27 protein-coding genes are annotated in these 24,988 nt (G+C 64.7%); 7 read left to right on the top strand and 20 right to left on the bottom strand.

Going from position 1 to position 24,988, the window contains the following annotated elements:
* Window positions 1-26 precede the first annotated feature (26 nt).
* The 12 genes from nuoL to R3P93_RS03520 form a co-directional block, all read right to left on the bottom strand.
* On the bottom strand, window positions 27-1,895 hold the full coding sequence (gene nuoL / locus R3P93_RS03575; protein WP_317532410.1) for an NADH-quinone oxidoreductase subunit L: 1,869 nt from the start codon (window positions 1,893-1,895) through the stop codon (window positions 27-29).
* Window positions 1,896-1,908: 13 nt separating this feature from the next.
* Window positions 1,909-2,208 (bottom strand): NADH-quinone oxidoreductase subunit NuoK, encoded by a 300-nt coding sequence (gene nuoK, locus R3P93_RS03570; protein ID WP_008717020.1) that lies wholly within the window; start codon window positions 2,206-2,208, stop codon window positions 1,909-1,911.
* Window positions 2,205-2,957, bottom strand: a complete 753-nt coding sequence (locus R3P93_RS03565; RefSeq protein WP_317532409.1) for an NADH-quinone oxidoreductase subunit J — start codon at window positions 2,955-2,957, stop codon at window positions 2,205-2,207. Before R3P93_RS03565 ends, nuoK begins: the two co-directional genes overlap by 4 nt.
* Window positions 2,954-3,499, bottom strand: coding sequence for an NADH-quinone oxidoreductase subunit NuoI (nuoI, locus tag R3P93_RS03560; protein WP_149405942.1), 546 nt, complete (start codon window positions 3,497-3,499; stop codon window positions 2,954-2,956). Before nuoI ends, R3P93_RS03565 begins: the two co-directional genes overlap by 4 nt.
* On the bottom strand, window positions 3,492-4,802 hold the full coding sequence (gene nuoH, locus R3P93_RS03555) for an NADH-quinone oxidoreductase subunit NuoH (RefSeq protein ID WP_317532408.1): 1,311 nt from the start codon (window positions 4,800-4,802) through the stop codon (window positions 3,492-3,494). The genes nuoI and nuoH overlap by 8 nt, the downstream gene beginning before the upstream one ends.
* A complete protein-coding gene (locus R3P93_RS03550) occupies window positions 4,799-7,267 on the bottom strand; it encodes an NADH-quinone oxidoreductase subunit G (RefSeq protein WP_317532407.1) in 2,469 nt (822 codons plus the stop codon). The genes nuoH and R3P93_RS03550 overlap by 4 nt, the downstream gene beginning before the upstream one ends.
* Entirely contained in the window at window positions 7,264-8,565 is a 1,302-nt protein-coding gene (gene nuoF / locus R3P93_RS03545; protein ID WP_149405945.1) for an NADH-quinone oxidoreductase subunit NuoF, read from the bottom strand. The genes R3P93_RS03550 and nuoF overlap by 4 nt, the downstream gene beginning before the upstream one ends.
* A gap of 1 nt (window position 8,566) precedes the next feature.
* The gene (gene nuoE / locus R3P93_RS03540) at window positions 8,567-9,463 is read right to left on the bottom strand and encodes an NADH-quinone oxidoreductase subunit NuoE (RefSeq protein ID WP_149405946.1); all 897 of its coding nucleotides are present in this window, start codon (window positions 9,461-9,463) and stop codon (window positions 8,567-8,569) included.
* Window positions 9,460-10,758: an NADH dehydrogenase (quinone) subunit D gene (nuoD, locus tag R3P93_RS03535; protein WP_068050737.1), complete on the bottom strand. Its 1,299-nt coding sequence runs from the start codon at window positions 10,756-10,758 to the stop codon at window positions 9,460-9,462. The genes nuoE and nuoD overlap by 4 nt, the downstream gene beginning before the upstream one ends.
* Window positions 10,758-11,420 (bottom strand): NADH-quinone oxidoreductase subunit C, encoded by a 663-nt coding sequence (locus R3P93_RS03530; RefSeq protein ID WP_149405947.1) that lies wholly within the window; start codon window positions 11,418-11,420, stop codon window positions 10,758-10,760. The genes nuoD and R3P93_RS03530 overlap by 1 nt, the downstream gene beginning before the upstream one ends.
* The gene (locus tag R3P93_RS03525; protein WP_068050739.1) at window positions 11,417-11,971 is read right to left on the bottom strand and encodes a NuoB/complex I 20 kDa subunit family protein; all 555 of its coding nucleotides are present in this window, start codon (window positions 11,969-11,971) and stop codon (window positions 11,417-11,419) included. The genes R3P93_RS03530 and R3P93_RS03525 overlap by 4 nt, the downstream gene beginning before the upstream one ends.
* A 72-nt stretch (window positions 11,972-12,043) precedes the next feature.
* Complete coding sequence (locus tag R3P93_RS03520; protein WP_032397854.1) at window positions 12,044-12,403, bottom strand: NADH-quinone oxidoreductase subunit A; 360 nt, start codon at window positions 12,401-12,403, stop codon at window positions 12,044-12,046.
* A 93-nt stretch (window positions 12,404-12,496) separates the two neighbouring features.
* Here R3P93_RS03520 and R3P93_RS03515 point away from each other — a divergent pair, with 93 nt between their 5' ends.
* Both R3P93_RS03515 and R3P93_RS03510 read left to right on the top strand, forming a co-directional pair.
* Window positions 12,497-12,694, top strand: coding sequence for a hypothetical protein (locus R3P93_RS03515; RefSeq protein ID WP_149405948.1), 198 nt, complete (start codon window positions 12,497-12,499; stop codon window positions 12,692-12,694).
* A complete protein-coding gene (locus tag R3P93_RS03510; RefSeq protein ID WP_317532406.1) occupies window positions 12,694-13,407 on the top strand; it encodes an aquaporin in 714 nt (237 codons plus the stop codon). The genes R3P93_RS03515 and R3P93_RS03510 overlap by 1 nt, the downstream gene beginning before the upstream one ends.
* A gap of 1 nt (window position 13,408) precedes the next feature.
* Here the strand turns inward: R3P93_RS03510 and R3P93_RS03505 are convergent, their stop codons facing one another.
* Together R3P93_RS03505 and R3P93_RS24685 are read right to left on the bottom strand one after the other, a co-directional pair.
* Complete coding sequence (locus R3P93_RS03505) at window positions 13,409-13,858, bottom strand: hypothetical protein (protein WP_094642113.1); 450 nt, start codon at window positions 13,856-13,858, stop codon at window positions 13,409-13,411.
* A gap of 79 nt (window positions 13,859-13,937) precedes the next feature.
* Window positions 13,938-14,216 (bottom strand): AMIN-like domain-containing (lipo)protein, encoded by a 279-nt coding sequence (locus R3P93_RS24685; RefSeq protein ID WP_449619214.1) that lies wholly within the window; start codon window positions 14,214-14,216, stop codon window positions 13,938-13,940.
* Window positions 14,217-14,410: 194 nt separating this feature from the next.
* On the opposite strand from R3P93_RS24685, the gene R3P93_RS03495 reads away from it, so the two are divergent.
* Window positions 14,411-14,686 carry a hypothetical protein gene (locus tag R3P93_RS03495; RefSeq protein WP_317532404.1) on the top strand — a complete coding sequence of 92 codons (276 nt, stop codon included), beginning with the start codon at window positions 14,411-14,413 and terminating at the stop codon, window positions 14,684-14,686.
* A 9-nt stretch (window positions 14,687-14,695) separates the two neighbouring features.
* Here the strand turns inward: R3P93_RS03495 and R3P93_RS03490 are convergent, their stop codons facing one another.
* Window positions 14,696-15,127 carry a hypothetical protein gene (locus R3P93_RS03490; RefSeq protein ID WP_068050748.1) on the bottom strand — a complete coding sequence of 144 codons (432 nt, stop codon included), beginning with the start codon at window positions 15,125-15,127 and terminating at the stop codon, window positions 14,696-14,698.
* A 66-nt stretch (window positions 15,128-15,193) separates the two neighbouring features.
* Between R3P93_RS03490 and R3P93_RS03485 the strand changes: the two genes are divergently transcribed.
* Both R3P93_RS03485 and R3P93_RS03480 read left to right on the top strand, forming a co-directional pair.
* Window positions 15,194-15,958 (top strand): 2-phosphosulfolactate phosphatase, encoded by a 765-nt coding sequence (locus tag R3P93_RS03485; protein WP_317532403.1) that lies wholly within the window; start codon window positions 15,194-15,196, stop codon window positions 15,956-15,958.
* 97 nt (window positions 15,959-16,055) lie between these two features.
* Window positions 16,056-16,799, top strand: coding sequence for a polyprenol monophosphomannose synthase (locus R3P93_RS03480; RefSeq protein WP_317532402.1), 744 nt, complete (start codon window positions 16,056-16,058; stop codon window positions 16,797-16,799).
* A gap of 8 nt (window positions 16,800-16,807) precedes the next feature.
* On the opposite strand, the gene R3P93_RS03475 is transcribed toward R3P93_RS03480, so the two are convergent.
* The 5 genes from R3P93_RS03475 to R3P93_RS03455 all read right to left on the bottom strand — a co-directional run bounded on the left by R3P93_RS03475 (window position 16,808) and on the right by R3P93_RS03455 (window position 23,096).
* Entirely contained in the window at window positions 16,808-17,593 is a 786-nt protein-coding gene (locus tag R3P93_RS03475; RefSeq protein WP_317532401.1) for an SDR family oxidoreductase, read from the bottom strand.
* Between the two features lie 135 nt (window positions 17,594-17,728).
* On the bottom strand, window positions 17,729-19,015 hold the full coding sequence (locus R3P93_RS03470; RefSeq protein ID WP_068050751.1) for a M16 family metallopeptidase: 1,287 nt from the start codon (window positions 19,013-19,015) through the stop codon (window positions 17,729-17,731).
* A gap of 67 nt (window positions 19,016-19,082) precedes the next feature.
* Window positions 19,083-21,344, bottom strand: a complete 2,262-nt coding sequence (locus tag R3P93_RS03465) for a polyribonucleotide nucleotidyltransferase (RefSeq protein ID WP_094642123.1) — start codon at window positions 21,342-21,344, stop codon at window positions 19,083-19,085.
* A gap of 392 nt (window positions 21,345-21,736) precedes the next feature.
* Window positions 21,737-22,006: a 30S ribosomal protein S15 gene (rpsO, locus tag R3P93_RS03460; RefSeq protein ID WP_032397847.1), complete on the bottom strand. Its 270-nt coding sequence runs from the start codon at window positions 22,004-22,006 to the stop codon at window positions 21,737-21,739.
* A 121-nt stretch (window positions 22,007-22,127) separates the two neighbouring features.
* On the bottom strand, window positions 22,128-23,096 hold the full coding sequence (locus R3P93_RS03455; RefSeq protein ID WP_094669994.1) for a bifunctional riboflavin kinase/FAD synthetase: 969 nt from the start codon (window positions 23,094-23,096) through the stop codon (window positions 22,128-22,130).
* 103 nt (window positions 23,097-23,199) lie between these two features.
* Here R3P93_RS03455 and R3P93_RS03450 point away from each other — a divergent pair, with 103 nt between their 5' ends.
* Together R3P93_RS03450 and R3P93_RS03445 are read left to right on the top strand one after the other, a co-directional pair.
* Window positions 23,200-24,162: a metal ABC transporter substrate-binding protein gene (locus R3P93_RS03450; protein ID WP_373454829.1), complete on the top strand. Its 963-nt coding sequence runs from the start codon at window positions 23,200-23,202 to the stop codon at window positions 24,160-24,162.
* Entirely contained in the window at window positions 24,159-24,986 is an 828-nt protein-coding gene (locus R3P93_RS03445) for a metal ABC transporter ATP-binding protein (protein ID WP_317532400.1), read from the top strand. Before R3P93_RS03450 ends, R3P93_RS03445 begins: the two co-directional genes overlap by 4 nt.
* Window positions 24,987-24,988: the final 2 nt, after the last annotated feature.

The following is a 24,988-nucleotide window of genomic DNA, read 5'->3' as shown; positions in this document are numbered from 1 at the left end:
CCACAGGACGGTCAACCAGGGAGTCGTCACAGAGCCACCACCATCAGTACCACGAGAACGGCTCCCGCGAACATCGCCAACGCATACGACCGCACATAGCCCGTCTGCAGCCGTCCGGACCGCGTCGATGCGCCACCGATCGAGCTCCCCACCCCGTCCACGACGGCGTCGATACCGTTGTCGGCGTGCACCAGTGCGCGCGTGAGTGTTTGTCCTGGCCGCATGAATGCCGCCTCGTTGACGGCATCTCCGTAGAGATCGGCACGTGCAGCTCGGGTCAGGGGCGAGACATCCTCGGGTGGTGTCGGCGGAACCTCGTTCGCGATGTACTTGCGGTACGCGATGCTCGCACCGACCAGCACGACCACCAGGACGGCGACGGTGACCACCCAGGCCGGAATCGCGTGCTCCTCGTGTTCCGATCCCACCACCGGTTGCAGCCATGCCTCGAGGCGCCCACCCACCGCGAGGAAGGCTCCCGACGCCACCGAGCCGACGGCCAACACGATCATCGGGACGGTCATCGTCGCCGTCGTCTCGTGCGGATGTGCCTGCGCGGACCAGCGTTTCGGACCGAAGAACGTCAACAGCATCACCCGAGTCATGTAGAAGGCCGTCAGCCCTGCACCGAGCAATGTCACGCAGCCGAGAATCGGACCTGCCACTCCCTCGGCGGCGAATGCGACCTCGATGATCGGATCCTTGGCGAAGAAGCCGGAGAACGGCGGCAGTCCGATGATCGCGAGATAGCCGAGGCCGAACGTGACGAACGTGATCGGCATCGCGGCGCGGAGTCCACCGAACTGTCGCATGTCGGTCTCGTCGTTCATCGCGTGCATCACCGAGCCCGCGCCCAGGAACAAGCCCGCTTTGAAGAAGCCGTGCGAGATCAACAGCACGATGGCGTAGGCGTACCCGGAGGGGCCGAGCCCGGCCGCGAGCACCATGTACCCGATCTGACTCATCGTCGACGCCGCGAGCGCCTTCTTGATGTCGTCCTTCGCACAACCGATGACGGCACCGAACAGCAAGGTGACCGCACCGACGGTGACGGTGGCCGCGCGGGCGGTGGGCGACGCCTCGAACACCGGTCCGGAGCGCACGATGAGATACACCCCGGCCGTGACCATCGTGGCCGCGTGAATCAGTGCCGACACCGGTGTCGGGCCCTCCATGGCGTCCCCGAGCCACGATTGCAGCGGCACCTGCGCCGACTTTCCACACGCCGCCAACAGCAACATCAGCGCCATGGCGGTGGCCACCGATTCGCTCGCCTCGCCGATTCCGGCGAACACGTCGTCGTACTGGACGGAGCCGAAGTTCACGAACATGATCATCAGCGCAACGGCCAGGCCGATGTCACCGACTCGGTTGACCACGAACGCTTTTCGGGCAGCCGACGCAGCCGACGGCTTGTGCTGCCAGAAGCCGATCAGCAGATACGACGCCAGACCGACTCCCTCCCACCCCAGGTAGAGGCCGAGGAAGTTGTCGGCCAGAACAAGCAGCAGCATGGCGGCGAGAAACAGGTTGAGGTACGCGAAGAAGCGCCGCCGCTCGGCGTCGTGGCTTATGTAGCCGATGGAGTACACGTGAATGAGCGACCCGACTCCGGTGATCAGCAGGACGAAACAGATCGACAGTTGATCTGCGCGCAAGCCGAAGTCGACCTGCAGTTCGTCGACCGGAACCCACCGGAACAGGGTCTGGGTGAGCATCCTGTTCGACTCGTCACGCCCGAGCATCGAGGCGAGCACCACCGCGGCCACCACGAACGACGACACCGCTGCCGCCGTCGCGACCAGATGCCCCCAGGAGTTGCAGCGCCGGCCACCGAGCAACAGGAACGCCGCACCGAACGCCGGCAGAGCCGGAAGAAGCCACAGGATCGACATCGTTGTTCCCCCGTCAGTTCTTCATCAGTGAATTCTCGTCCATGGAGATAGAACGCCGAGAACGGAAGATGGCCATGATGATGGCCAGGCCCACCACCACCTCGGCAGCGGCGACCACCATGGTGAAGAACGCGAACAACTGCCCGTCGAGATTGCCGTGCATGCGGGAGAACGTCACGAACGCGAGATTGACTGCGTTGAGCATCAATTCGATGCACATGAACACGATGATGGCGTTGCGCCTGACGATGACGCCTGCCGCGCCGATCGTGAACAGCAGAACGGACAGGTAGAGATAGTTCTCCGGATTCATCGCTCGTCACGCTCGATCCGAGGATCGGCGAACATGGCGTTGACGGAGGACTCGGATTCGGTTCCGTCGGGCAGCAGAGCGCGGCGATCCACCCCGTTGTGGCGGGCGTACACCCCTGGACTCGGCAGCGGTGTCACCCTCGAACCATCGCGAAATCGGCCGCGGGCCATTTCTCGCTGACCCTTGACCGGTCCCAGAGCTTCCCGGTGCGCCAGAATCATCGCCCCGATGGTGGCAGTGATCAGCAGTGCCCCGGTCAACTCGAACGCCCACACGTACTCGACGAAGATCAGCTCGGCCAGGCCCTCGACGTTTCCGGTGGAGTTGACGGCGTCGAGACCGGCGAAGTCGAGCCGACCGTTCCGGACCGAATCGCGCAGCAGCACCCCGATGATCAACAGCCCGAAACCGATTCCGATGACGACGGCCGCGATGCGGTGCCCGCGCAGGGTTTCGGTCAGCGACTCCGAGGTGTCGACTCCGACGAGCATCAGCACGAACAGGAACAGCATCATGACCGCGCCGGTGTAGACGACGATCTGCACGACACCGAGGAACAACGCCCCCTGCGCCATGTAGAAGGTCGCCAGCACCACCATCGTTGCAGCGAGGAACAATGCCGAGTAGACGGCTTTGGTACTCATCACCACGCCGAGTGCACCGATGACGGCTACGACGCCGAGGGTCCAGAACTGCACTGCCTCACCGGTGGACGTGGCCTCGAGGGCGAGCTGAGCGATGGCAGTCATCGAACCGGACCGCCCTCGGTTTCGTTTGTTTTCTCGTCGCCGGTGACGATGCCGCGGTAGTAGTCCTCCGCCGAACGGCCCGGAGCCATCGCGTGCGGCGGGGCCACCATGTCCGGCTCGAGCGGAGCCAGCAGGGAGTCCTTCTCGTAGATCAGATCGGCTCGGTTGTCACCGGCGAGTTCGTACTCGTTGGTCATCGTGAGAGCCCTGGTCGGGCAGGCCTCCACACACAATCCACACCCGATGCACCGCAGGTAATTGATCTGATAGACCGCGCCGTAGCGCTCACCCGGAGAGAACCTCTCGGTCTCGGTGTTGTCGGCTCCTTCGACATAGATGGCGTCGGCCGGGCAGGCCCACGCGCACAGTTCGCAACCGATGCACTTCTCGAGACCGTCGGCGTACCGATTGAGTTGATGACGACCGTGGTAGCGAACCTCCGTCGGCTTCTTCTCCTCCGGATACAACTCCGTCTCGGCCTTCTTGAACATCGTCGCGAAGGTGACTCCGAAACCGGCTATGGGACCGAGAAATTCAGGCATCGGCGTTCTCCTTCGGTGACCTGGCGGCGGATGAGCGCACACCGGCGTGCCGGCTCGGGAAAGTCGAGCCCTGGGTGGGAATGGGAGGTATCGGGAATCCGCCTGCCACAGCGTCGAACTCGGCAACGGGCACACCAGGCGGCACGTTCCGCTCCCGCGCACGCCTGCGCACCATCAGCAGCAGTGAACCCAGGACGGCCACCGCGAAGATCATCGACACGACGAACGTGACCAGCGGTACGTCGTAACGATCGGCCCCGAGTACCCGCACCGTCGCGATCACCATCACCCAGATCAGCGCAACGGGAATGAGAATCTTCCAGCCGAAGCTCATGAACTGGTCGTAGCGCAGCCTCGGCAGCGTCGAACGCAGCCAGATGAACACGAACAGGAACACCCAGACCTTGAGGGTGAACCACAGCACCGGCCACCACCCCGAATTGGCACCGCTCCACAAACTCAACGGAATCGGCGCCTGCCAGCCGCCGAGGAACAGCGTGGTCGCGAGCGCCGAGACGGTGACCATGTTGATGTACTCGGCGAGCATGAACATGGCGAAACGAAGAGACGAGTACTCGGTGTGGAATCCGCCCACCAACTCACCCTCCGCCTCGGGCAGATCGAACGGAGCGCGGTTGGTCTCGCCGACCATCGCCGTCACGTACACCAGGAACGACGGCAGAAGCAGGAAGATGTACCAGGTGTTCTGTTGCGCAGCAACGATTCCGGAAGTCGACATGGTCCCGGCGTACAGGAAGACCGCCGCGAACGACAGGCCCATCGCGACCTCGTAGGAAATCACCTGCGCCGTCGAACGCAGCGCACCGAGCAGCGGATAGGTCGAACCCGACGCCCACCCCGCCAACACGATCCCGTACACACCCACCGACGTGACCGCGAGAATGTACAGAACACCCACCGGCAGGTCGGTCATCTGCAGCGGCGTCGTCGTACCGAACACCGACACCTCGGGACCGAACGGAATCACCGCGAAGGCCATGAACGCAGGAACCACCGAAATGATCGGAGCCAGAACGTAGATCGGCTTGTCGACGCCGGTCGGAGTGATCCCCTCCTTCAACGCCAGCTTGATCCCGTCCATCAGCGACTGCAACAGACCCCACGGGCCCACCCGGTTGGGCCCCACCCGCATCTGCATCCACGCCATGATCTTGCGTTCGGCGTAGATCGCGACCAGCGGCGTCAGCACCAGGAAGACGAAGACCGCCAGGGCTTTACCGACAACCAACCACCACGGATCGTTGCCGAACATCGACAGATCGGTCGGCGCGGCCACGATCATGACTGCCTACCTTGGGGTCGTTCCGCAGAACTGCGACGGATACTCACCACTGCGCCGGACCGAACACCCAGCGAGCGATACACCGTCGAACCGGGCGAGTTCATCGGTATCCACACCACGGTGTCGGGCAGATCGGTGATCGTCAGCGGCAACGTGATCGAGCCACGGTCCGTCGCAACACTCACCAGATCGCCGGTCTCGGCTCCGATGGCCGAGGCCGTTGCCGCCGACAGCCGAACGGTAGGTGCGCGACCGGTCGCGGCGAGATTGTCCTCCCCGTCCTGCATTCGTCCCGCATCGATGAGCATCCGCCACGTGGCCAGAATCGTCTGTCCCGGACCGAGGGTCGGAACGTCCGCGTGGGGTGCCACCCGGGCCACCGCGGTGCGCGGGCCGTTCCACACACCGAGGCGAGCCAACTCGGCGCGTGCCGCCGCCGCGTCGGGCACGGCCAGTTCGACGCCCATCTGCGCGGCGATGGCGTCGAGGATGCGTTGATCCGGCATCACCGCGCCTGCACCGAGTGCAGTGTCGAACGTACGGGGTCGGCCTTCCCAGTCGACGAAAGTTCCCGACTTGTCGACCACCGGTGCCACTGGGAACACCACGTCGGCCCGCTCGGTGACCGCGCTGTGGCGCAGTTCGAGGCTCACCACGAACGCCGATCGGTCCAATGCGTCGAGTGCCTCCTGGGGGTCCGGCAGATCGTCGAGATCGATTCCCGCAGTGACCAGAGCGCGATCCGGTCCTGCGTCGGCCAGGATCGCCGCCGTGTCGCGGCCCACCTCCGCCGGCAACTCGGGCACTCCCCACACCGCGGCCACCTCGGCGCTCGCAGCCGCATCGGCAACAGGACGCCCGCCGGGCAGGACGTTCGGCAGCGCCCCTGCGTCGAGCGCACCGCGTTCGCCGGCGCGTCGAGGAATCCAGGCCAGGCTCGCGCCGGTGTCGTCCGCCAGTTTCGATACCGCCGCCAGACCACCGGGAACGCAGCCGAGCCGCTCGCCCACGAGGACGATCGCACCGGGCTCCCGGAGGAGGTGTGCAATCGATTCGGTGCCGCGATCGCCGACGTGCAACGCATCGAGCCAGCCCGGCTCCTCGCCGGGAATCGACTGCAGCAGGACGCCGTCCAGCTTGCGTAGGCCCCGGGTGGAGAACGGCGCGATCGATGCCACCACCACTGCGCTCGCGCGGTGCGCCTTACGTAGCCTCAGGAACACCAGGGGTGACTCTTCCTCGGGCTCGAAGCCGACCAGTAGCACCACGGGGGCGTTCTCGAGATCGGAGTAGGTGACCCCCAACCCGGTCGCCGCGATACGACCGGCCAGGAAACTTGCTTCCTCGGCGCTGTGATCCCGATTGCGGAAGTCGATGTCGTTGGTGGCCAGAACTTTTCGGGCGAACTTGGCATAGGCGTAGGAGTCTTCGAGAGTCGATCGTCCGCCCACGAGTACCGCGGCACGTCCGACCGACCCGGCTAATCCCGTTGCCGCAGCCGCCAATGCAGCCGACCACGACGTTTCGATCAACTCCCCGGATTCGTCGCGGATCATCGGCGAGGTGATGCGGTCGGGTTCGGTGGCGTACTTGAATGCCCACCGGCCCTTGTCGCAGTTCCATTCCTCGTTGACCTGGGGATCGTCACCGGCCAGCCGTCGCAGGACCTTGCCGCGTCGATGGTCCGTGCGTTGAGCACAGCCCCCTGCGCAGTGCTCGCACACGCTCGGCGACGAGGTGAGGTCGTACGGGCGCGCCCGGAACCGATACTCGGTGTTGGTCAGCGCACCCACCGGACAGATCTGCACGGTGTTGCCCGAGAAGTAGGAGTCGAACGGCTCGTCGCCGAAGATCCCCACCTGTTGAATCGCACCACGTTCGAGTAGCTCGATGGACGGATCGCCGGCCACTTGAGCTGCGAAGCGAGTGCATCGCGCACACAGGACGCATCGTTCGCGGTCCAGCAACACCTCGGCCGACAGCGGAATCGGCTTGGGGTACGTGCGTTTGGTCTCGACGAACCTGGACTCGGCCCGGCCCGCAGCCATCGCCTGGTTCTGCAGCGGACACTCACCGCCCTTGTCACACACCGGGCAATCGAGCGGATGGTTGATCAGCAGCAGCTCCATGACGCCCCGTTGCGCCTTCTCCGCCGACTCCGATGTCACTTGGGTGCGCACGATCATGCCCTCGGCCACTGTCGTGGTGCAGGACGCCAACGGCTTGCGCTGCCCTTCGACGTCGACCAGGCATTGCCGGCACGCCCCCACCGGATCGAGCAGCGGGTGATCGCAGAAGCGCGGAATCTGCACGCCCATCAGCTCGGCGGCGCGAATCACCAACGTGCCCTTGGGAACACTGATCTCGTGGTCGTCGATGGTCAGTGTCACCATTTCGACCGGAGTGACCGACTGGTCGGGGGCAGGAGTGGAGCCTGCGGAACGACCGTGTGCTGCTGCCGTCATGACGTCAGCTCCTCTGCCATCAGGGTCGATCGGTGTGGATCGAATGGGCATGCCTGTTCGGTGACGTGTCGGATGTATTCGTCGCGGAAGTACTTCAGCGAGGACACGATCGGGCTTGCGGCTCCGTCTCCCAACGCGCAGAACGATTTTCCGGCGATGCCGTCCGCGATGTCGAGCACTGTCGTGAGGTCGGCTTCGGTACCGGTTCCGCCGTCGAGGCGGCGCAGTATCTGCACCAGCCAGTAGGTTCCTTCTCGGCACGGCGTGCATTTGCCGCAGGATTCGTGTGCGTAGAACTCCGTCCATCGCAACACTGCTCGCACGACGCAGGTCGTGTCGTCGAAGATCTGCAAGGCCTTGGTACCCAACATCGATCCGGCGGCACCGACGCCCTCGTAGTCGAGCGGCACGTCCAGGTGTTCGCCGGTGAACATCGGTGTCGACGATCCTCCCGGTGTCCAGAACTTGAGCTCGTGACCGGGCCGGATACCGCCCGCGTAGTCCAGCAGTTCCCGCAGAGTGATGCCCAGCGGGGCCTCGTACTGGCCGGGCCGACACACGTGGCCGGAGATCGAGTAGAGGGTGAACCCGGGTGATTTCTCGCTTCCCATCGACCGGAACCATTCGATGCCCTTGCTCAGGATCACCGGGACGCTGGCGATGGATTCGACGTTGTTGACGACCGTCGGCCGCGCGTACAGGCCTGCCACCGCGGGGAACGGTGGACGCAGTCGGGGTTGACCTCGTCGCCCTTCGAGCGAGTCGAGCAGCGCCGTCTCCTCGCCGCAGATGTAGGCCCCGGCCCCGGCATGGATCACCAGCTCGAGGTCGAACCCCGATCCGAGGAGGTTCTTGCCCAGGTAGCCGGCGGCGTAGGCCTCGGCAACTGCGGCCTGCAGTCTGCGCAGCACCGGTACCACTTCGCCGCGAACGTAGACGAATGCGTGCGATGCACGTATTGCGTAGGCCGCGATGATGATTCCTTCGATCAACGTGTGCGGGCTCGCCATCATCAAGGGCATGTCCTTGCAGGTGCCCGGCTCCGACTCGTCGGCGTTGACCACCAGATAGTGAGCTTTCCCGTCACCCTGTGGAATGAAGCTCCACTTCGTTCCGGTGGGGAATCCCGCACCGCCACGGCCGCGCAGGCCGGAGTCCTTGACGAACGCGATGAGATCGTCGGGGTCCATGGCGAGGGCCTTCTCGAGCCCCCGATAGCCGTCGTGACTGCGGTAGGTGTCGAGTGTCCACGAGTCCTTCTCGCCCCAGAACTCGCTCAACACCGGTGTCAGGGCCATGTCATTTCCCCTTCGTCGGTGGATCGGTTTCGGTGGTGTTCGTCGGCTGCGGTGGAACGGTCGCCGAAGGAGCCGGAGCCGGTTTCTCGCGCACCGTTTGCGCCACTGCTTCGGCACCGAGATCGGGATGATCGTCCGAAGAGCCGGTGACGGCCCGGGGAGCCGTCATCGAGTGCTCACGGGCGTACCGCAGACCCGCGAGACTGGCTTCGCCTGCGCTGCCGGAGGATTCGAGTGCACCCGGCCGATCGTCGGCGAACCCGGCAAGAATTCGCTCGGTCTCGCGGAACGTGCACAGCGGAGCGCCGCGGGTCGGGGTCACCTGCGCACCGGATCGAAGCGCATCGACCAGTTCCCGTGCCGACGCCGGAGTTCTGTTGTCGAAGAACTCCCAGTTGACCATCATCACCGGTGCGAAGTCGCACGCGGCGTTGCACTCGATGTGCTCGAGGGTGATCGCACCGTCGGCGGTGGTCTCGCCGTGGTCGATATCGAGGTGATCCCGCAGCGCGTCCATGATGGCGTCGCCGCCCATGACGGCGCACAGGGTGTTGGTGCACACTCCGACTCGATAGTTTCCGGTGGGCTCGCGGCGGTACATCGAGTAGAAGGTCGCGACCGCGGTGACCTCTGCTCCGGTGAGATCGAGTACGTCCGAACAGAATTCGATTCCGGCCGGCGTGAGATATCCGTCCTCGGATTGCACCAGGTGCAGCAGCGGTAGCAACGCCGATCGGGCCTGAGGATAACGACTCAGGATGATCTCGGCGTCGGCGCGCAGGCGAGCACGCACGTCGGCGGGATAGGACGCACGGGCGTCGGGGCCGAACAGCTGTACTGCTTCCTCGGGGCGAGCTCCGAGTTGGACGAGCACCGGCTCCGAGCGTGGCGTGGTCATCGGTCCACCCCGCCCATCACCGGATCGATACTGGCAACGGCAGCGATGACATCGGAGATCATGCCGCCCTCGCACATCGCGGCAACCGCCTGCAGGTTGGTGAACGAGGGGTCTCTGAAATGCACTCGGTACGGCCGAGTTCCACCGTCACTGACGATGTGCACACCCAGTTCGCCTCGCGGCGATTCCACCGTGGACAGCACTTGGCCCGCCGGCACACGCATGCCCTCGGTCACCAATTTGAAGTGGTGGATCAACGACTCCATCGAGGTGTCCATGATGGTGCGCACGTGGTCCTGAGAATTGCCGAGACCATCGGGTCCGGAGACGAGTTCGGCCGGCCAGGCGATCTTCTTGTCGTCGATGACCACCGGTCCGGGCCGAAGACGATCGAGAGTCTGCTCGACGATCTTGAGCGATTCCTTCATCTCTTCGACGCGAATCAGATAGCGCCCGTAGCAGTCGCATCCGGTGTCGGTGACGACATCGAACTCGTAGTTCTCGTACCCGCAGTAGGGGTCGGACCGGCGCAGATCGTAGGGCAGTCCGGTCGATCGGAGCACCGGCCCGGTGACGCCGAGGGCCATGCATCCGGTGAGGTCCAGGTAGCCGACGTTCTCGGTTCTGGCCTTCCAGATCGGGTTGTCGTTGAGCATGAGTTCGAGATCGCGTAGCCGTCCGGGAAGAACCCGCAGCAACTCGCGAACCTTGTCGATCGCATCGGCGGGCAGGTCCTGAGACAAGCCGCCGGGACGGATGTAGGCGTGGTTCATTCGAAGTCCGGTGATGGCCTCGAAGACGTCGAGAATCAGCTCGCGCTCCCGGAAGCCGAACAGCATCGCCGTCACGGCACCCAATTCCATTCCACCCGTGGCCAATGCCACGAGGTGCGACGAGATCCGATTGAGCTCCATCAGCATCACCCGGATCACCGTCGCTCGCTCGGGAATGTCGTCGGTGATGTCGAGCAGCTTCTCCACCCCGAGGCAGTACGCGGTCTCGTTGAAGAAGGGCGAGAGATAGTCCATCCGAGTGACGAACGTGACGCCCTGAGTCCAGTTGCGATACTCGAGATTCTTCTCGATACCGGTGTGCAGGTAACCGATTCCACACCGGGCCTCGGTCACGGTCTCGCCTTCGATCTCGAGAATCAACCGCAGCACACCATGGGTCGACGGGTGCTGCGGACCCATGTTGACCACGATGCGTTCCGTGGTCGACCCGCGCGCAAGTTCGACCACGTCGTCCCAGTCCTGGCCCGACACTGCATAGATTGTTTCGTCCGTTGCGCTCATCAGTTGTACGACCTGCGCTCGTTGGGAGGCGCGACCCGAGCGCCCTTGTACTCGATGGGAATACCGCCCAGGGGATAGTCCTTGCGTTGCGGGTGCCCGACCCAGTCGTCCGGCATCTCGATCCGCGTCAGCGCGGGATGACCGTCGAACACGATGCCGAAGAAGTCGTAGACCTCGCGTTCGTGCCAATCGTTGGTCGGATAGACCGCGCAGAGCGACGGTGTGTGCGGATCCGCATCGGGTACAGCGACTTCGAGTCGCAGGCGGCGTCCGTGGGTGATGGACACCAGATGGTAGACCGCGCGCAGTTCCCGGCCGACCTGATCCGGGTAGTGCACACCCGATGCCCCCGTGCACAATTCGAATCTCAGTTCCTCGTCGTCACGGAGAGCGCGGGCGACGGCGGGCACGTGTTCTCGCGAGAGATGCAGCGTCAGTTCGTCGCGAAAGATCACGGCACGCTCGACGGCGTCCTCGAAGGGTACGGCCGCGTCACCGGTGTCGAGGACCGCGGCCAATCGATCGACCACGGCGTCGAAGTAGCTGCCGTAGGGCCGGACAGCCGTGTCCACCGATGCCACCGGCGGCTGCAACCGGCCGTAGCCGGAGGTGTCACCGCTCCCCCGGACGCCGAACATCCCGCGGGGCCCGTCCGCCGTCATCGCAGCAGCCCCTTCAGATCGATGGTCGGGGTGGACGCCAACGCCGCAGCCTCGGCGGCCGCGCGAACCTGCTCGCGATTGACACCCAGCGGCATCTGCTGAATCTTTTTGTGCAGCTCCAAGATTGCGTTGAGCAGCATCTCGGGTCGGGGCGGACAACCGGGTAGGTAAATGTCGACGGGAACGATGTGGTCGACACCCTGCACCACCGCATAGTTGTTGAACATTCCGCCCGAGGACGCGCAGACGCCCATGGCCAGAACCCATTTCGGTTCCGCCATCTGGTCGTACACCTGCCGCAGCACAGGTGCCATCTTTTGGCTGACGCGGCCGGCCACGATCATCAGGTCCGCTTGGCGCGGAGACGCACGGAACGCTTCCATGCCGAATCGTGCGAGATCGAACCGACCGGAGGTGGTAGCCATCATCTCGATCGCGCAGCACGCGAGACCGAAGGTCGCGGGCCACAACGAGCCCTTACGGGCATATCCGGCCAACCCCTCTACGGTGGTCAGCAGAAATCCGCTGGGTAGCTTCTCTTCGAGTCCCATCGATCACACTCTTTCCGCATCCGTTCGAGGTGAGAACCGTGCATCGTGCCGTCGCCGATCAGTGGTTGGACGTCAGTCCCATCCGAGTCCGCCTCGCCGCCACTCGTAGACGTAGGCCACCGACACGTTGACGACGAACAGTGCCATGGCAACCAGTCCGAACGCGCCCAGCACATCGAGATGGACGGCCCACGGATACAGGAAGACGATCTCGATGTCGAAGATGATGAACAGCATCGCGGTCAGGTAGAACTTCACCGGAAATCGTTGTCCCGTCGGCGCATGCATCGTGGGCTCGATGCCGCACTCGTACGCGTCGAACTTCGCTCGGTTGTACCGCGCGGGTCCCACCATGGTGCCGACCATCACCGAGAACACCGCGAACACGACCGCAATGGCACCGAGAACGAGGATCGGAACGTAGGCGTTCATCCCGGCATCTTCTCCCTCGATCGACTACCGCGCCGGCGCGTAGTAAATGCGACGGCCGTACCAATGTGACCTGAACCACACAGTATGGGTTCGGTGTCGATCTCGCGGGATTTCGACGAGTCCAGTTTTCGTAAAGCGTTGACGCGCATGGATCACCCGAATTCGTCCGCCCCATGCAGTGTGACTCAGATCACCTGTCGGCCCCATGCGATCCGCACCGACGAAAACGACAAACCTCCCGACGATCTCGGCCGGCCGAACCAGGCTGCCGACATGGAACAGGAGAAATGATGAAATCGATTTCCGTCTCGGCGCTCGCCGCCGAGGGACTGGGAACTGCCCTGCTCGTGATCTTCGGCGTCGGCACCGCCGTGATCGCGGGCGACACCGTCGGAACCCCGGGCATCGCCCTGGCATTCGGCCTCACGCTGCTCGCGCTGGTCTATGCGATCGGACCGATCTCGGGATGCCACATCAACCCGGCTGTGACGATCGGAGCCCTGATCGCTCGCGCCATCACCCCGATCAAGGCTGTGTTCTACATCGTCGCTCAGGCCGTCGGTGCACTGATCGGCGCGCTGATCGTACTGTTCGTCGCATCCGGCCGTCCCGGATACGACATGGCGGCGGACGGTCTGGGCACCAATGGATTCGGCAGCGCCTCGCCCGGAGGATACGGGCTGGCGTCGGTCGCGGTGTTCGAGACGATCGCGACCGGCCTGCTCGTCCTCGTCGTTCTGGCCACCACGGCCCCCACCGTTCACCCCGTCGTGGCAGCCGGCATTCCGATCGGCCTGACACTGACCGTGGTTCACCTGCTGGGCATCGGAATCGACTCGACGTCGGTCAACCCTGCTCGGTCCCTCGGCCCGGCCCTCCTCGCCGGCGGACCTGCCCTGTCCCAGCTATGGGTGTTCGTGGTGTTCCCCGTACTCGGAGCAGTCGTCGCCGGCGTGATCCATCGGTTCGTGCTGACTGTGCCTGCATCGGAGAAAACGGTCTGATCTAGCGCGATCGAGAGACCCGGGCACCGACGCGTACCGAGCGCTGCTTCAGCAGATCGACCACCGCTCGACCCAGCCGGATCGGATCCAGCGGGTGCGGAACGGCAGCCTCGGCGCGCGACCACTCGGCCAACCACGCATCGTCCGGACGTCCGATGAGTACCAACACCGGTGGGCAGTCGAGGATCTCGTCTTTCAACTGCTTCGCCAGACCCAGACCGCCGACAGGTGAGGACTCGCCGTCGAGAATCGCCAACGCGACATCGCCTGCATCCATGTGCTCGATGACAACGGCTGCCGTGGCGATGTCGACGTACTCGATGTCACCGAGTGCAGGATCCGGTCGAGTTCCGACGGCAGACCGCACCTGGGCGCGGGTTGCGGCATTGCTGCTGTACACGAGCACGCGGACACGACCGGATGGACTCGTTCCCGCTGTGGCGTCGGACACATCGCGATGCTACCGCGCGGTCCCCGGCATACGGATCGAAACAGCCACGGCCGACATGTATTCGACGTTGCTGCGCCGGTCAGTTCTCGACGGTGACGACGACCGCGGCCGGTTCTTCGGTGGTTGTCACCGTGAACGCGGGTCGATCGGCCGCAACTCCGATGAAAGCATGCGAGATTCCGCCGGGATCAGCCAGAAAATCGGCCGAGACGATCGTAGACTCCGCGTCACCTCGCACCCGTTCCGGCCCAGCATACGGAGAGAAGGTGTCGTCGGAGTCCGTCGACGTACCCGACAGGTCCCGAACCCGTGACCGTGGTGTAGTTCGTGTCGGCCGAGACCTCGTCGACCGGGCCACTGCCCCCTGCGCCGGCACAGCCCGCGACAAAACCGAGTATCAGTGATCCGACGACCGAGAGCGCGACCGGAGCCCTGCGGTGGCCGTCGTACATCGCCTCACCGTACTGAAGAAACCGATCGGTTCGGTAGTGCTGCGTCGACGCGATTCGGTCATGATTGCACCGACCTCCGATCCTGCTAGCGTCAGAGGGTATGGACCCGAAGAGCTATTCGTCCGGTGAGCGTGTGTTCGGTCCGCCCAACGGAACTTTCGACGCGGATTGGGCTGCGACCGCACTGCGATCGAACCGTCCCGAGTTGGACCACCCCACCTCGGTGCGGCTGGTGGAACATGCCTGGGACCTACTCCGAACGCAAGGGCTGCGCGGAGAACGACTCGCCACTGCGCTGGACCTCGAGCCCGGTCTTGCTGCTGCAGTGTCCGCGGTAGCCACCGAGACCGCCGAGCTCTACCTGGACCCTCGGTAGCTCCAGGTCTCAGCTCGGACCGAACTGCTCCCACGCGAACCCGGCCACGAGCACCGCTGTACCGCCGATTTCGGCAACGATCAACGACACCATGAACAGGTGCGTCCCCGGGACGGGATCGACGAACTGGTTCTCGGTGTCTCGCCGAAATCCGTGGACGGTGTAACTCGCGACGGCTGCGACGAAGAACACCAGCACCACCGACGCGGCGATCAGGTCCACCGTGACCGACCACGCGCTGAACTGCGCCAGCACTGCGAGCACCAGGGCGGCGAACGAGTACATCAACGCTGCCCGATGGGCGATGTCGACATAACGATGCGCAGTGCCATCCGGTGACGTCGACATCTGGTGATACTTGATCACCCCCAATCCCAATGCCCACAGCAGCAGGAGACCGGCCACGAGGACGATCACCTTGGTGTCCAGGTCCAGCTGCATGTCTACCTCCCCCACTCGATCCCGCGCCGAAGGTATCACCGGCACCGGACTTGATACCGTTCCGCAATGCCGGCCGACCCCGTACTGTCCCAGAACGCATTCGGGCTCCGCTTCGACTGGGGTCTGTCCGGTGCCGACGCCATCGTCGACGGCGCAGACGTCGCCGTCGTCGTGGACGTCCTGTCCTTCACCACCACTCTCACGGTTGCTGTGGACGCGGGCATCGACGTCATCCCCAGTCGGTGGCGCGACGACCGGGCCACGCAGTTGGCCGAGCAGTTCGACGCGGTCCTCGCCGTGGGGCGGTCGGCCGCCTCACCGGGCCTGATCAGCTTGTGCCCGGCGACCGTCCGGGCCGCGCCTGCTCCGACACGACTGGTGCTGCCGTCACCGAACGGATCCACCATCGCCCACGAGCTCGCGAGCACGGCCCCGCTGTGCGTGGGCGCGTCGCTCAGAAACGCATCGGCCGTAGCGCAGTGGATACGTGCCAGGAACCCAAACGCAGTGACGGCGGTCATAGCGGGCGGTGAAAAGTGGCCGGACGGATCCCTTCGGCCTGCCGTCGAGGACCTGTGGGGTGCCGGTGCAGTCATCGCTGCCCTCGTCGACGCCGGAGCTGCCGGTGTCTCCCCGGAGGCGCGCGCAGCCGCGGCCGCGTGGCGAGCCGTCGAGCGAGACGTGGGCTCGGAGCTGCGGCAATGCGGCTCCGGTCGCGAACTGGCCGGGATGGGACACCCGGAAGACGTGGACATCGCAGCCGAGGTCGATTCGAGTTCGAGCGTTCCGATTCTGCGCGACGGCGTATTCGTCGACGCGACTCGGTCATGAGTCGACCGGCGCTCGAAAACGACCCACGATGCCGACCCGACACGGCCGGTCGTGTCCGATATTTGGATCGGAACCCCGAATCACGGATCATACGGTGGTGAGTACGGAACGAGTCGCCCCGAAGACCACCGTCGTTGTACCGACGTACAACGAACGTGAGAACCTCCCCAAGCTCGTCGAGCTGCTGGCAGGGTTGCAGGTGGAGGGGCTCGGTGTGTTGGTCGTCGACGACAATTCGCCCGACGGCACCGGCGATATCGCAGACAAGTTGGCCATCGACGGCCCCATCGAGGTCAGCGTTCTGCACCGCACGGAGAAGAACGGGCTCGGACGCGCATACGTCGCAGGCATGACGAGGGCTCTCGACGAGGGTGCGGACATCGTCATTCAGATGGACGCCGATCTGTCGCACCCCACCGAGGTGATCCCGGCGATGATCGACAAACTGAACACCACCGACGCGGCCGTGGTGCTCGGATCGCGATACGTACCGGGCGGAGCGGTCGCCGCCGATTGGCCCTGGCACCGCAAGGCCCTGTCCGCATGGGCGAACTTCTACGTCAACACGATCCTGCGCCTCGGCGTCAAGGATGCGACAGCGGGATTCAAGGCGTGGCACGCGCGCACCCTGCGCACCATCGATGTTGCCTCGGTCGAGAGCAACGGGTACGCATTCCAGGTCGAGATGAACTACCGAACCGTCAAGCACGGCCTCACTCTCGCCGAAGTGCCGATCACCTTCGAGGAGCGCAGCGAGGGCGAATCCAAGATGAGCCTGTCGGTTCAGCTCGAGTCGGCATTGGTGCCCTGGAAGCTGTTGCTGCGCAAGAAGAAGCTCTGACCGAGGCGTCACGGCGTGAAGCGTCGGAATCCGCCTTCGGCACCGATGACCTGACCGGTGATCGAGCCCGAATCGGGCGAGAGCAGCATCGCCACGACCGCCGCGGCCTCGTCCGGAGAGTTCCACCGACCCCGCGGCATGTGGCTCAAGACGAACGCGTCCAGATCGGCACTCGCCCAACCGGTATCGGTCGGACCAGGATTGATCGTGTTGACGGTGATACCCCGTTCGATCAGCGAATCGGCCAAGGTCGGTGTGATCGCGGCGATCGCGCCCTTGGTCACCGCGTAGGGAATCTCGGTCGACATCGGCCCCTCACCCTGCCCGGACGTGAACAGCACGATGCGTCCGCCGTCGCGGTGATCGACGTACCGTTCCGCAAATTCCTGCACCAGAAGCAAGGACGCGCGCACGTTCACCGCCCACGTCAGGTCGAGGCTCTCTGCCGTCAGAGACCCCACGTCGCCCAGCTGTGATCGCGCATGGTTGATGACCAACGAGTCGACGGCTCCGAACCTGGATTCGGCAGCATCGAACAGGGCGGCAGGTGCTTCGGGATCGGAGAGATCGATGTCCAGATGCCCGAGCCTGCTTGGCGCGGTGGACAACTCGGCCAGAACCTGTACTGCTCCCGGCGTCCCTGCTCCCCACGGCTCGCTCACGTCGTAGGAATCGCAGGATTGCGCGAAGACGCGGCCGCGCTCATCCTGCAGCAACCTACGAGTGATGGCGTAGCCGATACCGAGGCGTCGACCCACACCGGTGACAAGGACGGTACGCCCATCGCTGTTCATGCTGAATCCTTGACCGTAGCGGCATACACGTCATCGTCGAGCGCGCGGTCGCTGCCCTCGTACCGGAGAATCCACAGTTCACCGCCCTGCGACTGTAGACCTCCGTTGACGGAAATAGCGCCGCGATCGCCGACGCTACCGAACCAGAGACTTGACCGACGCCGGTAGCTGGCGAACGTTTTTGTAGGGGCCGACCACCGCGGCACCGAAAGGACGGTCGAGCAACACGGCAGCGACCTCGCGTACTTCGTCGTTGCCGACACTGTCGATCCGCGCCAACGTATCGGTGATGTCGCGGTGGTTGCCGTAGTTCAGTTCGCTACGACCGATCCGGTTCATCCGAGAGCCTGAATCTTCGAGTCCCAGAACCAATCCGCCGCGCAACGAACCCTTGGCCCGCGCACACTCCGCGTCGGTGATGCCCTCGGAGGCGACCTTGGCGAGCACTTCCCTGATCACCGTGGTCACTTCGCCCAGGTTCTCCGGCTGACAACCCGCGTAGACGGAGAACGCACCGCTGTCGGCAAACGTGTCCACCGAGGAGTACACCGAGTACGCCAGTCCGCGCTCTTCCCTGATCTCCTGGAACAGACGAGAACTGAGCCCGCCGCCCACTGCCGAGTTCAGCACGGACAACGCCCAGCGATGCCCTTCGTGTCGACCGAACGCACGTACGCCGAGGCACAGGTGTGCCTGTTCGCTGTCACGAGTGGTCAGGCTCAATGTGGGGGCGTTACGCAATCGCGCTGTGCCGCTTCGCCTTTCGGCCGGTCGCAGCCCCTTTTCCAGATGGCCCGCGAAAGCGCGACGCACCAACGACACAATCTGCTTGTGATCGACGTTGCCAGCGACAGCAACGACCATGCGCTGCGGCGTGTAGCGGCGAACGTGGAACGAGTGCAATTGCGCACGGGTCATCGACTCGATGGATTCGACGGAGCCGATGATCGGACGCCCGATCGGATGATCACCGAACATGGCTTCCAGGAAGGCATCTCCCAGCAGATCCTCGGGATCGTCGTCGCGCATGGAGATCTCTTCGAGGACCACCTGGCGCTCGACGTCGACATCTGCCGATCGGCAGCGTCCGCGAAGCACCACATCGCTGACGAGATCGATGGCGAGCGCCACGTCCTCGTCGAGCACGTGCGCGTAGAAGCACGTGCTCTCCTTCGAGGTGAACGCGTTCAGCTCTCCCCCGACACCGTCCATCACCTGGGCGATCTCGAGCGCACTGCGCGTGGGCGTCGATTTGAACAGCAGATGTTCGAGGAAGTGTGCCGCACCGGCAACACTGGGTTGCTCGTCGCGCGAGCCGACTCCGACCCACACACCGACCGACGCCGAGCGAACGCCCGGCACGAACTCGGTGACGACCCGAAGACCGCCGGGCAGAGTGGTGCGTTGCACGCCCGTGTCGATGCCGGTGCTCTCTGGAACGGCCGAACGGTACGTCCCGAGGGGACGTACCGTTCGACTCGGTTGCTTCTTACTCAGCGCTGACCTCGGCGGGTGCCTCGGGAGCGTCGGCGGGAGCAGCAGCGTTGTCGTCTTCGACGGGAACGAGGCTGATCTTGCCGCGGTTGTCGATATCGGCGATCTCGACGCGCAACTTGGATCCGACGCTCACGACGTCCTCGACCTTGTTGATGCGCTTGCCGTTACCGAGCTTGGAGATGTGCACCAGTCCGTCGCGGCCCGGGAGCAGCGAGACGAATGCACCGAAAGCCGTTGTCTTGACGACGGTTCCGAGGAATCGCTCGCCGACCTTCGGCAGCTGCGGGTTGGCGATGGCGTTGATCATGTCGATCGCGGCCTGTGCGGACGGGCCGTCCGCTGCGCCGACGTAGACAGTGCCGTCATCTTCGATCGAGATGTTGGCACCGGTCTGCTCGGTGATGGAGTTGATCATCTTGCCCTTGGGCCCGATGACCTCGCCGATCTTGTCGACCGGCACCTTGATCGCGGTGACGCGAGGTGCGTACGGGCTCATCTCGTCCGGGGTGTCGATGGCCTCGGCCATGACCTCGAGGATCGTCGTGCGCGCATCCTTGGCCTGCGACAGCGCGCCGGCGAGCACCTTGGAGGGTATGCCGTCGAGCTTGGTGTCGAGCTGCAGTGCGGTGACGAAGTCCTTGGTTCCAGCGACCTTGAAGTCCATGTCACCGAATGCGTCCTCGGCACCGAGGATGTCGGTGAGGGCGACGTAGCGGGTTTCGCCGTCGACCTCGTCGGACACGAGGCCCATTGCGATTCCGGCGACCGGGGCACGCAGCGGCACACCGGCGTTGAGCAGCGACAGGGTCGATGCGCAGACCGAGCCCATCGAGGTCGAGCCGTTGGAGCTCAGTGCCTCGGAGACCTGGCGGATGGCGTACGGGAACTCTGCCTGGCTGGGCAGGACCGGCAGCAGAGCGCGCTCGGCGAGTGCGCCGTGACCGATCTCGCGACGCTTCGGCGACCCGACGCGGCCGGTCTCACCGGTGGAGTACGGCGGGAAGTTGTAGTGGTGCATGTAGCGCTTGGACGTCTCGGGCCCGAGCGAGTCGACCTGCTGCGCCATCTTGACCATGTCGAGGGTGGTGACGCCCAGGATCTGGGTCTCGCCGCGCTCGAACAGGGCGGATCCGTGAGTACGCGGGATGATCGCGACCTCGGCGGACAGCGACCGGATGTCTGTGATGCCGCGGCCGTCGATGCGGAAGTGATCGGTGAGGATGCGCTGGCGAACCGACTTCTTGGTCAGTGCGCGGAATGCGGCACCGATCTCCTTCTCGCGGCCGGCGAAGCTGTCTCCGACCGACGTGAGCACCTGAGCCTTGACCTCGTCGAGCTTGCTCTCACGCTCGGCCTTGCCTGCGATGGTCAGCGCCTCGTTGAGCGGGATCTTCGCGGCGTTCTCGACGGCCTCGAAGACGTCCGACTGGTACGCCGGGAAAACCGGGTAGTCGCCGGTGGGCTTTGCTGCCTTGGACGCGAGCTCCTGCTGTGCGGTGCACAGGGCTGCGATGAACGGCTTCGATGCCTCGAGGCCCTCGGCGACGACCGCTTCGTTGGGGGCGGTAGCGCCACCCTCGATGAGCTCGATGACGTTCTCGGTGGCCTCGGCTTCGACCATCATGATCGCGACGTCTGCGTCGGCACCGGAGCCGGAGACGATGCGGCCGGCTACGACCATGTTGAACACGGCCTTCTCGAGCTGCTCGTTGGTCGGGAACGCGACCCACTGCTTGTCGATCAGTGCGACGCGAACGCCGCCGATCGGACCGGAGAACGGCAGTCCGGCGATCTGCGTCGAGGCCGATGCCGCGTTGATCGCGACGACGTCGTACAGATCGGCTGGATTGAGGCTCATGACCGTGATGACGACCTGGATCTCGTTGCGCAGTCCGTCGACGAACGTCGGACGCAGCGGCCGGTCGATCAGGCGGCAGGTGAGGATGGCGTCGGTGGACGGACGGCCCTCGCGGCGGAAGAACGATCCGGGGATACGGCCCGCGGCGTACATGCGCTCTTCGACGTCGACCGTCAGCGGGAAGAAATCGAAGCCCTCACGAGGGTGCTTGCCGGCGGTCGTTGCCGACAGCAGCATGGTGTCCTCGTCGAGGTACGCGGCGACTGCGCCTGCGGCCTGCTGCGCGAGGCGGCCGGTCTCGAAGCGGATGGTCCGCTTGCCGAACGTGCCGTTGTCGATGATCGCAGTTGCTTCGTAGACGCCTTCTTCGACGTCCAAGGTTGTGGTTTCCGACATGTGTTCTGTTCTCGTCCTCTCGTCTTTGCCGTGCCCGCGTGGACACACCACCAGCCCTCCTGGCTGTGGCGGCATACCTGTGCCGTCCATCTCCGAGCTTCTCTCGGGACGCGGCTGCGCGGAGGCGGCCATCGATCGAAGCCCACCGGATCTCGTATCCGAAAGGCCACTACCGAAGACCGTCACCACGGCATGACAGGCATACACGGCGGTGTGCGAATGCTGTGCATTCGCTTTCTCGTGCTGGCGAAACTGTTCTTGCGGTACAAACACAGATAGCCAACGAGGAACAGTCTAAGCACTGCCTCGTTGGCTACTGCACTATTGCTGCGAGTCGGGTGCGCACCGGCGCGTCGAACCGTGCATCGGTGACATCCTCGCGTCGATGCGAATTATCGACGCAGACCCAGACGCTCGATGAGCGAGCGGTAGCGGGTGACGTCGACCTTCGCGATGTACTTGAGCAGACGACGACGACGTCCGACCAGCAGCAGCAGGCCGCGGCGGGAGTGGTGGTCGTGCTTGTGCGTCTTGAGGTGCTCGGTCAAGTCGACGATGCGCTTGGTGAGCATTGCAACCTGCGCCTCGGGCGAACCCGTGTCGGTGGGGTGCAAGCCGTACTCGCCGAGAACGGCCTTCTTCTGTTCGGTGGTCAATGCCACTGGTACTACTCCTGATCAATGACGTCCGCGTGAAAGGAAGCTACGCGCCCGGTGTCGAGACCACGGGATCGAAGCCGGTACAGCCGCCGCGGACCGCAGCGAGCACCGAGGGGACAGCCTATCAGGCCGTGCTGGCCGCCAGGATCGTCCGGGCCCGCTCGGCGTCGCGGCCCATCTCCTCCACGAGGGCTTCCATCGAGTCGAACTTCTCCATGCCGCGCAGTCGGTCGACGAAGTCGACTGCCACGTGCTGCCCGTACAGGTCGGCCTCACCGTCGAGGACGAATGCCTCGACGGTCCTGGTACGACCCGAGAACGTGGGATTGGTGCCCACCGATACGGCAGCCGGATGCCGCTCCCCCGGAGTGACCGTCCCCATGATCGGACCCGGCCCGAGCACGGTGAACCATGCCGCGTACACGCCGTCGGCGGGAATGGCCGAGTACATGGGCGGCGCGACATTGGCTGTGGGATAACCCATTTGGCGACCTCGGCCGTCTCCGTGCACGACGACTCCTTCGACGCGATGCGGTCGCCCGAGCGCGGCGGTGGCTGCAGCGACGTCACCGGCGTCCACACACGATCTGATGTACGTCGAGGAGAACGTCACGGCGTGCTCGGCGAGCAGGTTGACTCCGTCGACTGCGAATCCGGACCGTTCGCCGATCTTGCGCAGCATGGGCACGGTGCCGAGCGCCTTCTTCCCGTAGGTGAAGTTCTCACCGACGACGACCTCGGCAACGTGCAGGCGTTCGATCAGGATCTCGTGCACGTAACGCTCGGGAGTGAGCTTCATCAACTCGGGCGTGAACGGCATGACGCAGAAGACGTCGATACCCAGCTCCTCGGCGAGTTCGGCCCGCCTCGTCAGGGTCGTCAACTGAGCAGGATGGCTTCCCGGTCGCACGACCTCCATCGGATGGGGATCGAACGTCATGAGCACGCTGGGAACGCCGCGCTTCTTCGCAGCGGCCACCGCTCGCCCGATCAGTTGTGCGTGTCCGCGATGAACGCCGTCGAAGACGCCGATCGTGAGCACGCACCGACCCCAGTCGGCAGGTACATCGTCGAGACCTCGCCATCTCTGCACACCGCGAAGCCTACGGCCCGACGGCCGCTCGGTCACTCTCGGACAGGCGTGTCGCGCGCGGCACGTATGGACAAAAAGGTATCCCCACGGTAAATGTTTCGGTGTGCCTAACTTTTTTCTTCGCCGGTGTGGATCGCGCAGTGGGCGGATTCTCGCGAGCTGGGCCGTGGTGGGACTACTGGTGGCAGCCTCGAGCGGCTGCGCCCGTGCCGTCGGGGAGGACGATCCGGCGGTGCTCGACGACGGCAGACCCCTGGTTCTGACGACCTTCACCGTCCTCGCCGACATGGCCGCCAATGTCGCCGGCGATCACCTCCGAGTGGAATCGATCACAAAAGCCGGAGCCGAGATCCACGGCTACGAGCCGACCCCAGGAGACCTACGCACCGCAGAGCAGGCCGAGCTGATCCTGGACAACGGTCTCGGGCTGGAGGCCTGGTTCGAGAAATTCGTCGAGCGCATCCCCGCACCCCACGCCGTGGTGAGTGCGAACGTGGACCCGATCTACATTCGCGACGACGCCTACGCCGGCAAAGCGAACCCCCACGCATGGATGTCGCCCGTCGTGGCCGAGACGTACGTCGAGAACATCGCCGACGCCTTCGTCGCGCTCGATCCCGCCAACACCGACGACTACCGCGCGAACGCAGCCGCATACGTGGGACAACTACGCGAGGTCGGTGCCGAACTGGCCGCGGATCTCTCCGGGCTACCGGCTCGTCAGCGCGCGCTCGTCACCTGCGAGGGCGCATTCGGCTATCTGGCCCGCGACTTCGATCTGCAGGAGGCCTACCTGTGGCCGGTCAACGCCGAGCAGGAAGGAACGCCGAAGCAGGTGGTCCGCACCATCGACTTCGTTCGCGACAACGACGTACCTGCCGTGTTCTGCGAGTCGACGGTCTCGGACAAGGCGCAGCTGCAGGTCGCCGAGGACACCGGCGCGCGGTTCGGCGGACAGCTCTACGTCGATTCTCTGAGCGACGCCACCGGACCGGTCCCCACGTACCTGGATCTACTGCGCTACGACGCACGGTTGATCGCCGACGCACTGGTAGGAGAACGATGACCCAGCACACTGGAGAGCCGCGTCAAAGGACCCCGCACGAGACCGGGGCAGCGCTGTCGGTGGACGCCGTCAACGTTCGATACCGCGACGTCGTAGCCCTCACCGATGCCAGCCTGACCCTCGCACCCGGCCGGGTGTGCGGGTTGGTCGGAATGAACGGGTCGGGCAAGTCGACGCTGTTCAAAGCCGTCATGGGAGTGGTCAAGCCCAACTCCGGCTCGATCACCGTGTTCGGCGGAGACCCGGCGCAGGCGCGCAAGGCCGGCACGGTCAGCTACGTGCCCCAGGCGGAATCCGTCGATTGGACATTCCCGATCAGCGTGCGCGACGTGGTGATGATGGGCCGATACGGGAAGCAGAATTTTCTCCGCACTCCCCGAGCCGCCGATCGACTGGCCGTCGACGAGGCTCTGCAGCGCGTCGACCTCGCCGAACTGGCGAACCGACAGATCGGCCAGCTCTCCGGCGGTCAGCGCAAGCGTGCGTTCGTCGCCCGCGCCATCGCCCAGGAGGCATCGCTGCTGTTGCTCGACGAGCCCTTCGCCGGTGTGGACAAGAAAACCGAGGCAACCATCACCCGGCTGCTCCGCGAACTCGCAGCACAGGGTGCGTCGGTTCTGGTGTCCACACACGATCTACATGCCCTACCGGAACTGTGCGACGAAGCGATCCTGCTGCAGCAGCGCGTGCTGATGCACGGCAGTCCGATCGACGTACTGCGCCCGGAGAACCTGGCGCTGGCCTTCGGCATCGACCCGTCGAAGGTCGGCGAGTTGGGTGCGGGCACTCGAACTCCTGCCACCCGAACCACGGAAGCGAGCTGAAC

The organism is Rhodococcus cerastii (genome assembly GCF_033042195.1).
Taxonomy (GTDB): domain Bacteria; phylum Actinomycetota; class Actinomycetes; order Mycobacteriales; family Mycobacteriaceae; genus Rhodococcoides.
The sequence above is the reverse complement of the archived record's forward strand: the minus strand, read 5'-3'. Positions and strand labels throughout refer to the sequence as shown.

Coding starts and splice junctions, on each gene's coding strand:
- R3P93_RS03475 (WP_317532401.1), bottom strand. CDS start 17,593: ATGAACAGCGATGGGCGTACCGTCCTTGTCACCGGTGTGGGTCGACGC.
- R3P93_RS03525 (WP_068050739.1), bottom strand. CDS start 11,971: ATGGGACTCGAAGAGAAGCTACCCAGCGGATTTCTGCTGACCACCGTA.
- R3P93_RS03495 (WP_317532404.1), top strand. CDS start 14,411: ATGGACCCGAAGAGCTATTCGTCCGGTGAGCGTGTGTTCGGTCCGCCC.
- R3P93_RS03485 (WP_317532403.1), top strand. CDS start 15,194: ATGCCGGCCGACCCCGTACTGTCCCAGAACGCATTCGGGCTCCGCTTC.
- nuoH (WP_317532408.1), bottom strand. CDS start 4,802: ATGATCGTGGCCGCGCCGACCGATCTGTCGATGTTCGGCAACGATCCG.
- nuoI (WP_149405942.1), bottom strand. CDS start 3,499: ATGCCTGAATTTCTCGGTCCCATAGCCGGTTTCGGAGTCACCTTCGCG.
- R3P93_RS03530 (WP_149405947.1), bottom strand. CDS start 11,420: ATGACGGCGGACGGGCCCCGCGGGATGTTCGGCGTCCGGGGGAGCGGT.
- nuoD (WP_068050737.1), bottom strand. CDS start 10,758: ATGAGCGCAACGGACGAAACAATCTATGCAGTGTCGGGCCAGGACTGG.
- R3P93_RS03445 (WP_317532400.1), top strand. CDS start 24,159: ATGACCCAGCACACTGGAGAGCCGCGTCAAAGGACCCCGCACGAGACC.
- nuoE (WP_149405946.1), bottom strand. CDS start 9,463: ATGACCACGCCACGCTCGGAGCCGGTGCTCGTCCAACTCGGAGCTCGC.
- nuoK (WP_008717020.1), bottom strand. CDS start 2,208: ATGAATCCGGAGAACTATCTCTACCTGTCCGTTCTGCTGTTCACGATC.
- R3P93_RS03550 (WP_317532407.1), bottom strand. CDS start 7,267: ATGACGGCAGCAGCACACGGTCGTTCCGCAGGCTCCACTCCTGCCCCC.
- nuoL (WP_317532410.1), bottom strand. CDS start 1,895: ATGTCGATCCTGTGGCTTCTTCCGGCTCTGCCGGCGTTCGGTGCGGCG.
- R3P93_RS03510 (WP_317532406.1), top strand. CDS start 12,694: ATGAAATCGATTTCCGTCTCGGCGCTCGCCGCCGAGGGACTGGGAACT.
- R3P93_RS03465 (WP_094642123.1), bottom strand. CDS start 21,344: ATGTCGGAAACCACAACCTTGGACGTCGAAGAAGGCGTCTACGAAGCA.
- nuoF (WP_149405945.1), bottom strand. CDS start 8,565: ATGGCCCTGACACCGGTGTTGAGCGAGTTCTGGGGCGAGAAGGACTCG.
- R3P93_RS03490 (WP_068050748.1), bottom strand. CDS start 15,127: ATGCAGCTGGACCTGGACACCAAGGTGATCGTCCTCGTGGCCGGTCTC.
- R3P93_RS03520 (WP_032397854.1), bottom strand. CDS start 12,403: ATGAACGCCTACGTTCCGATCCTCGTTCTCGGTGCCATTGCGGTCGTG.
- R3P93_RS03565 (WP_317532409.1), bottom strand. CDS start 2,957: ATGACTGCCATCGCTCAGCTCGCCCTCGAGGCCACGTCCACCGGTGAG.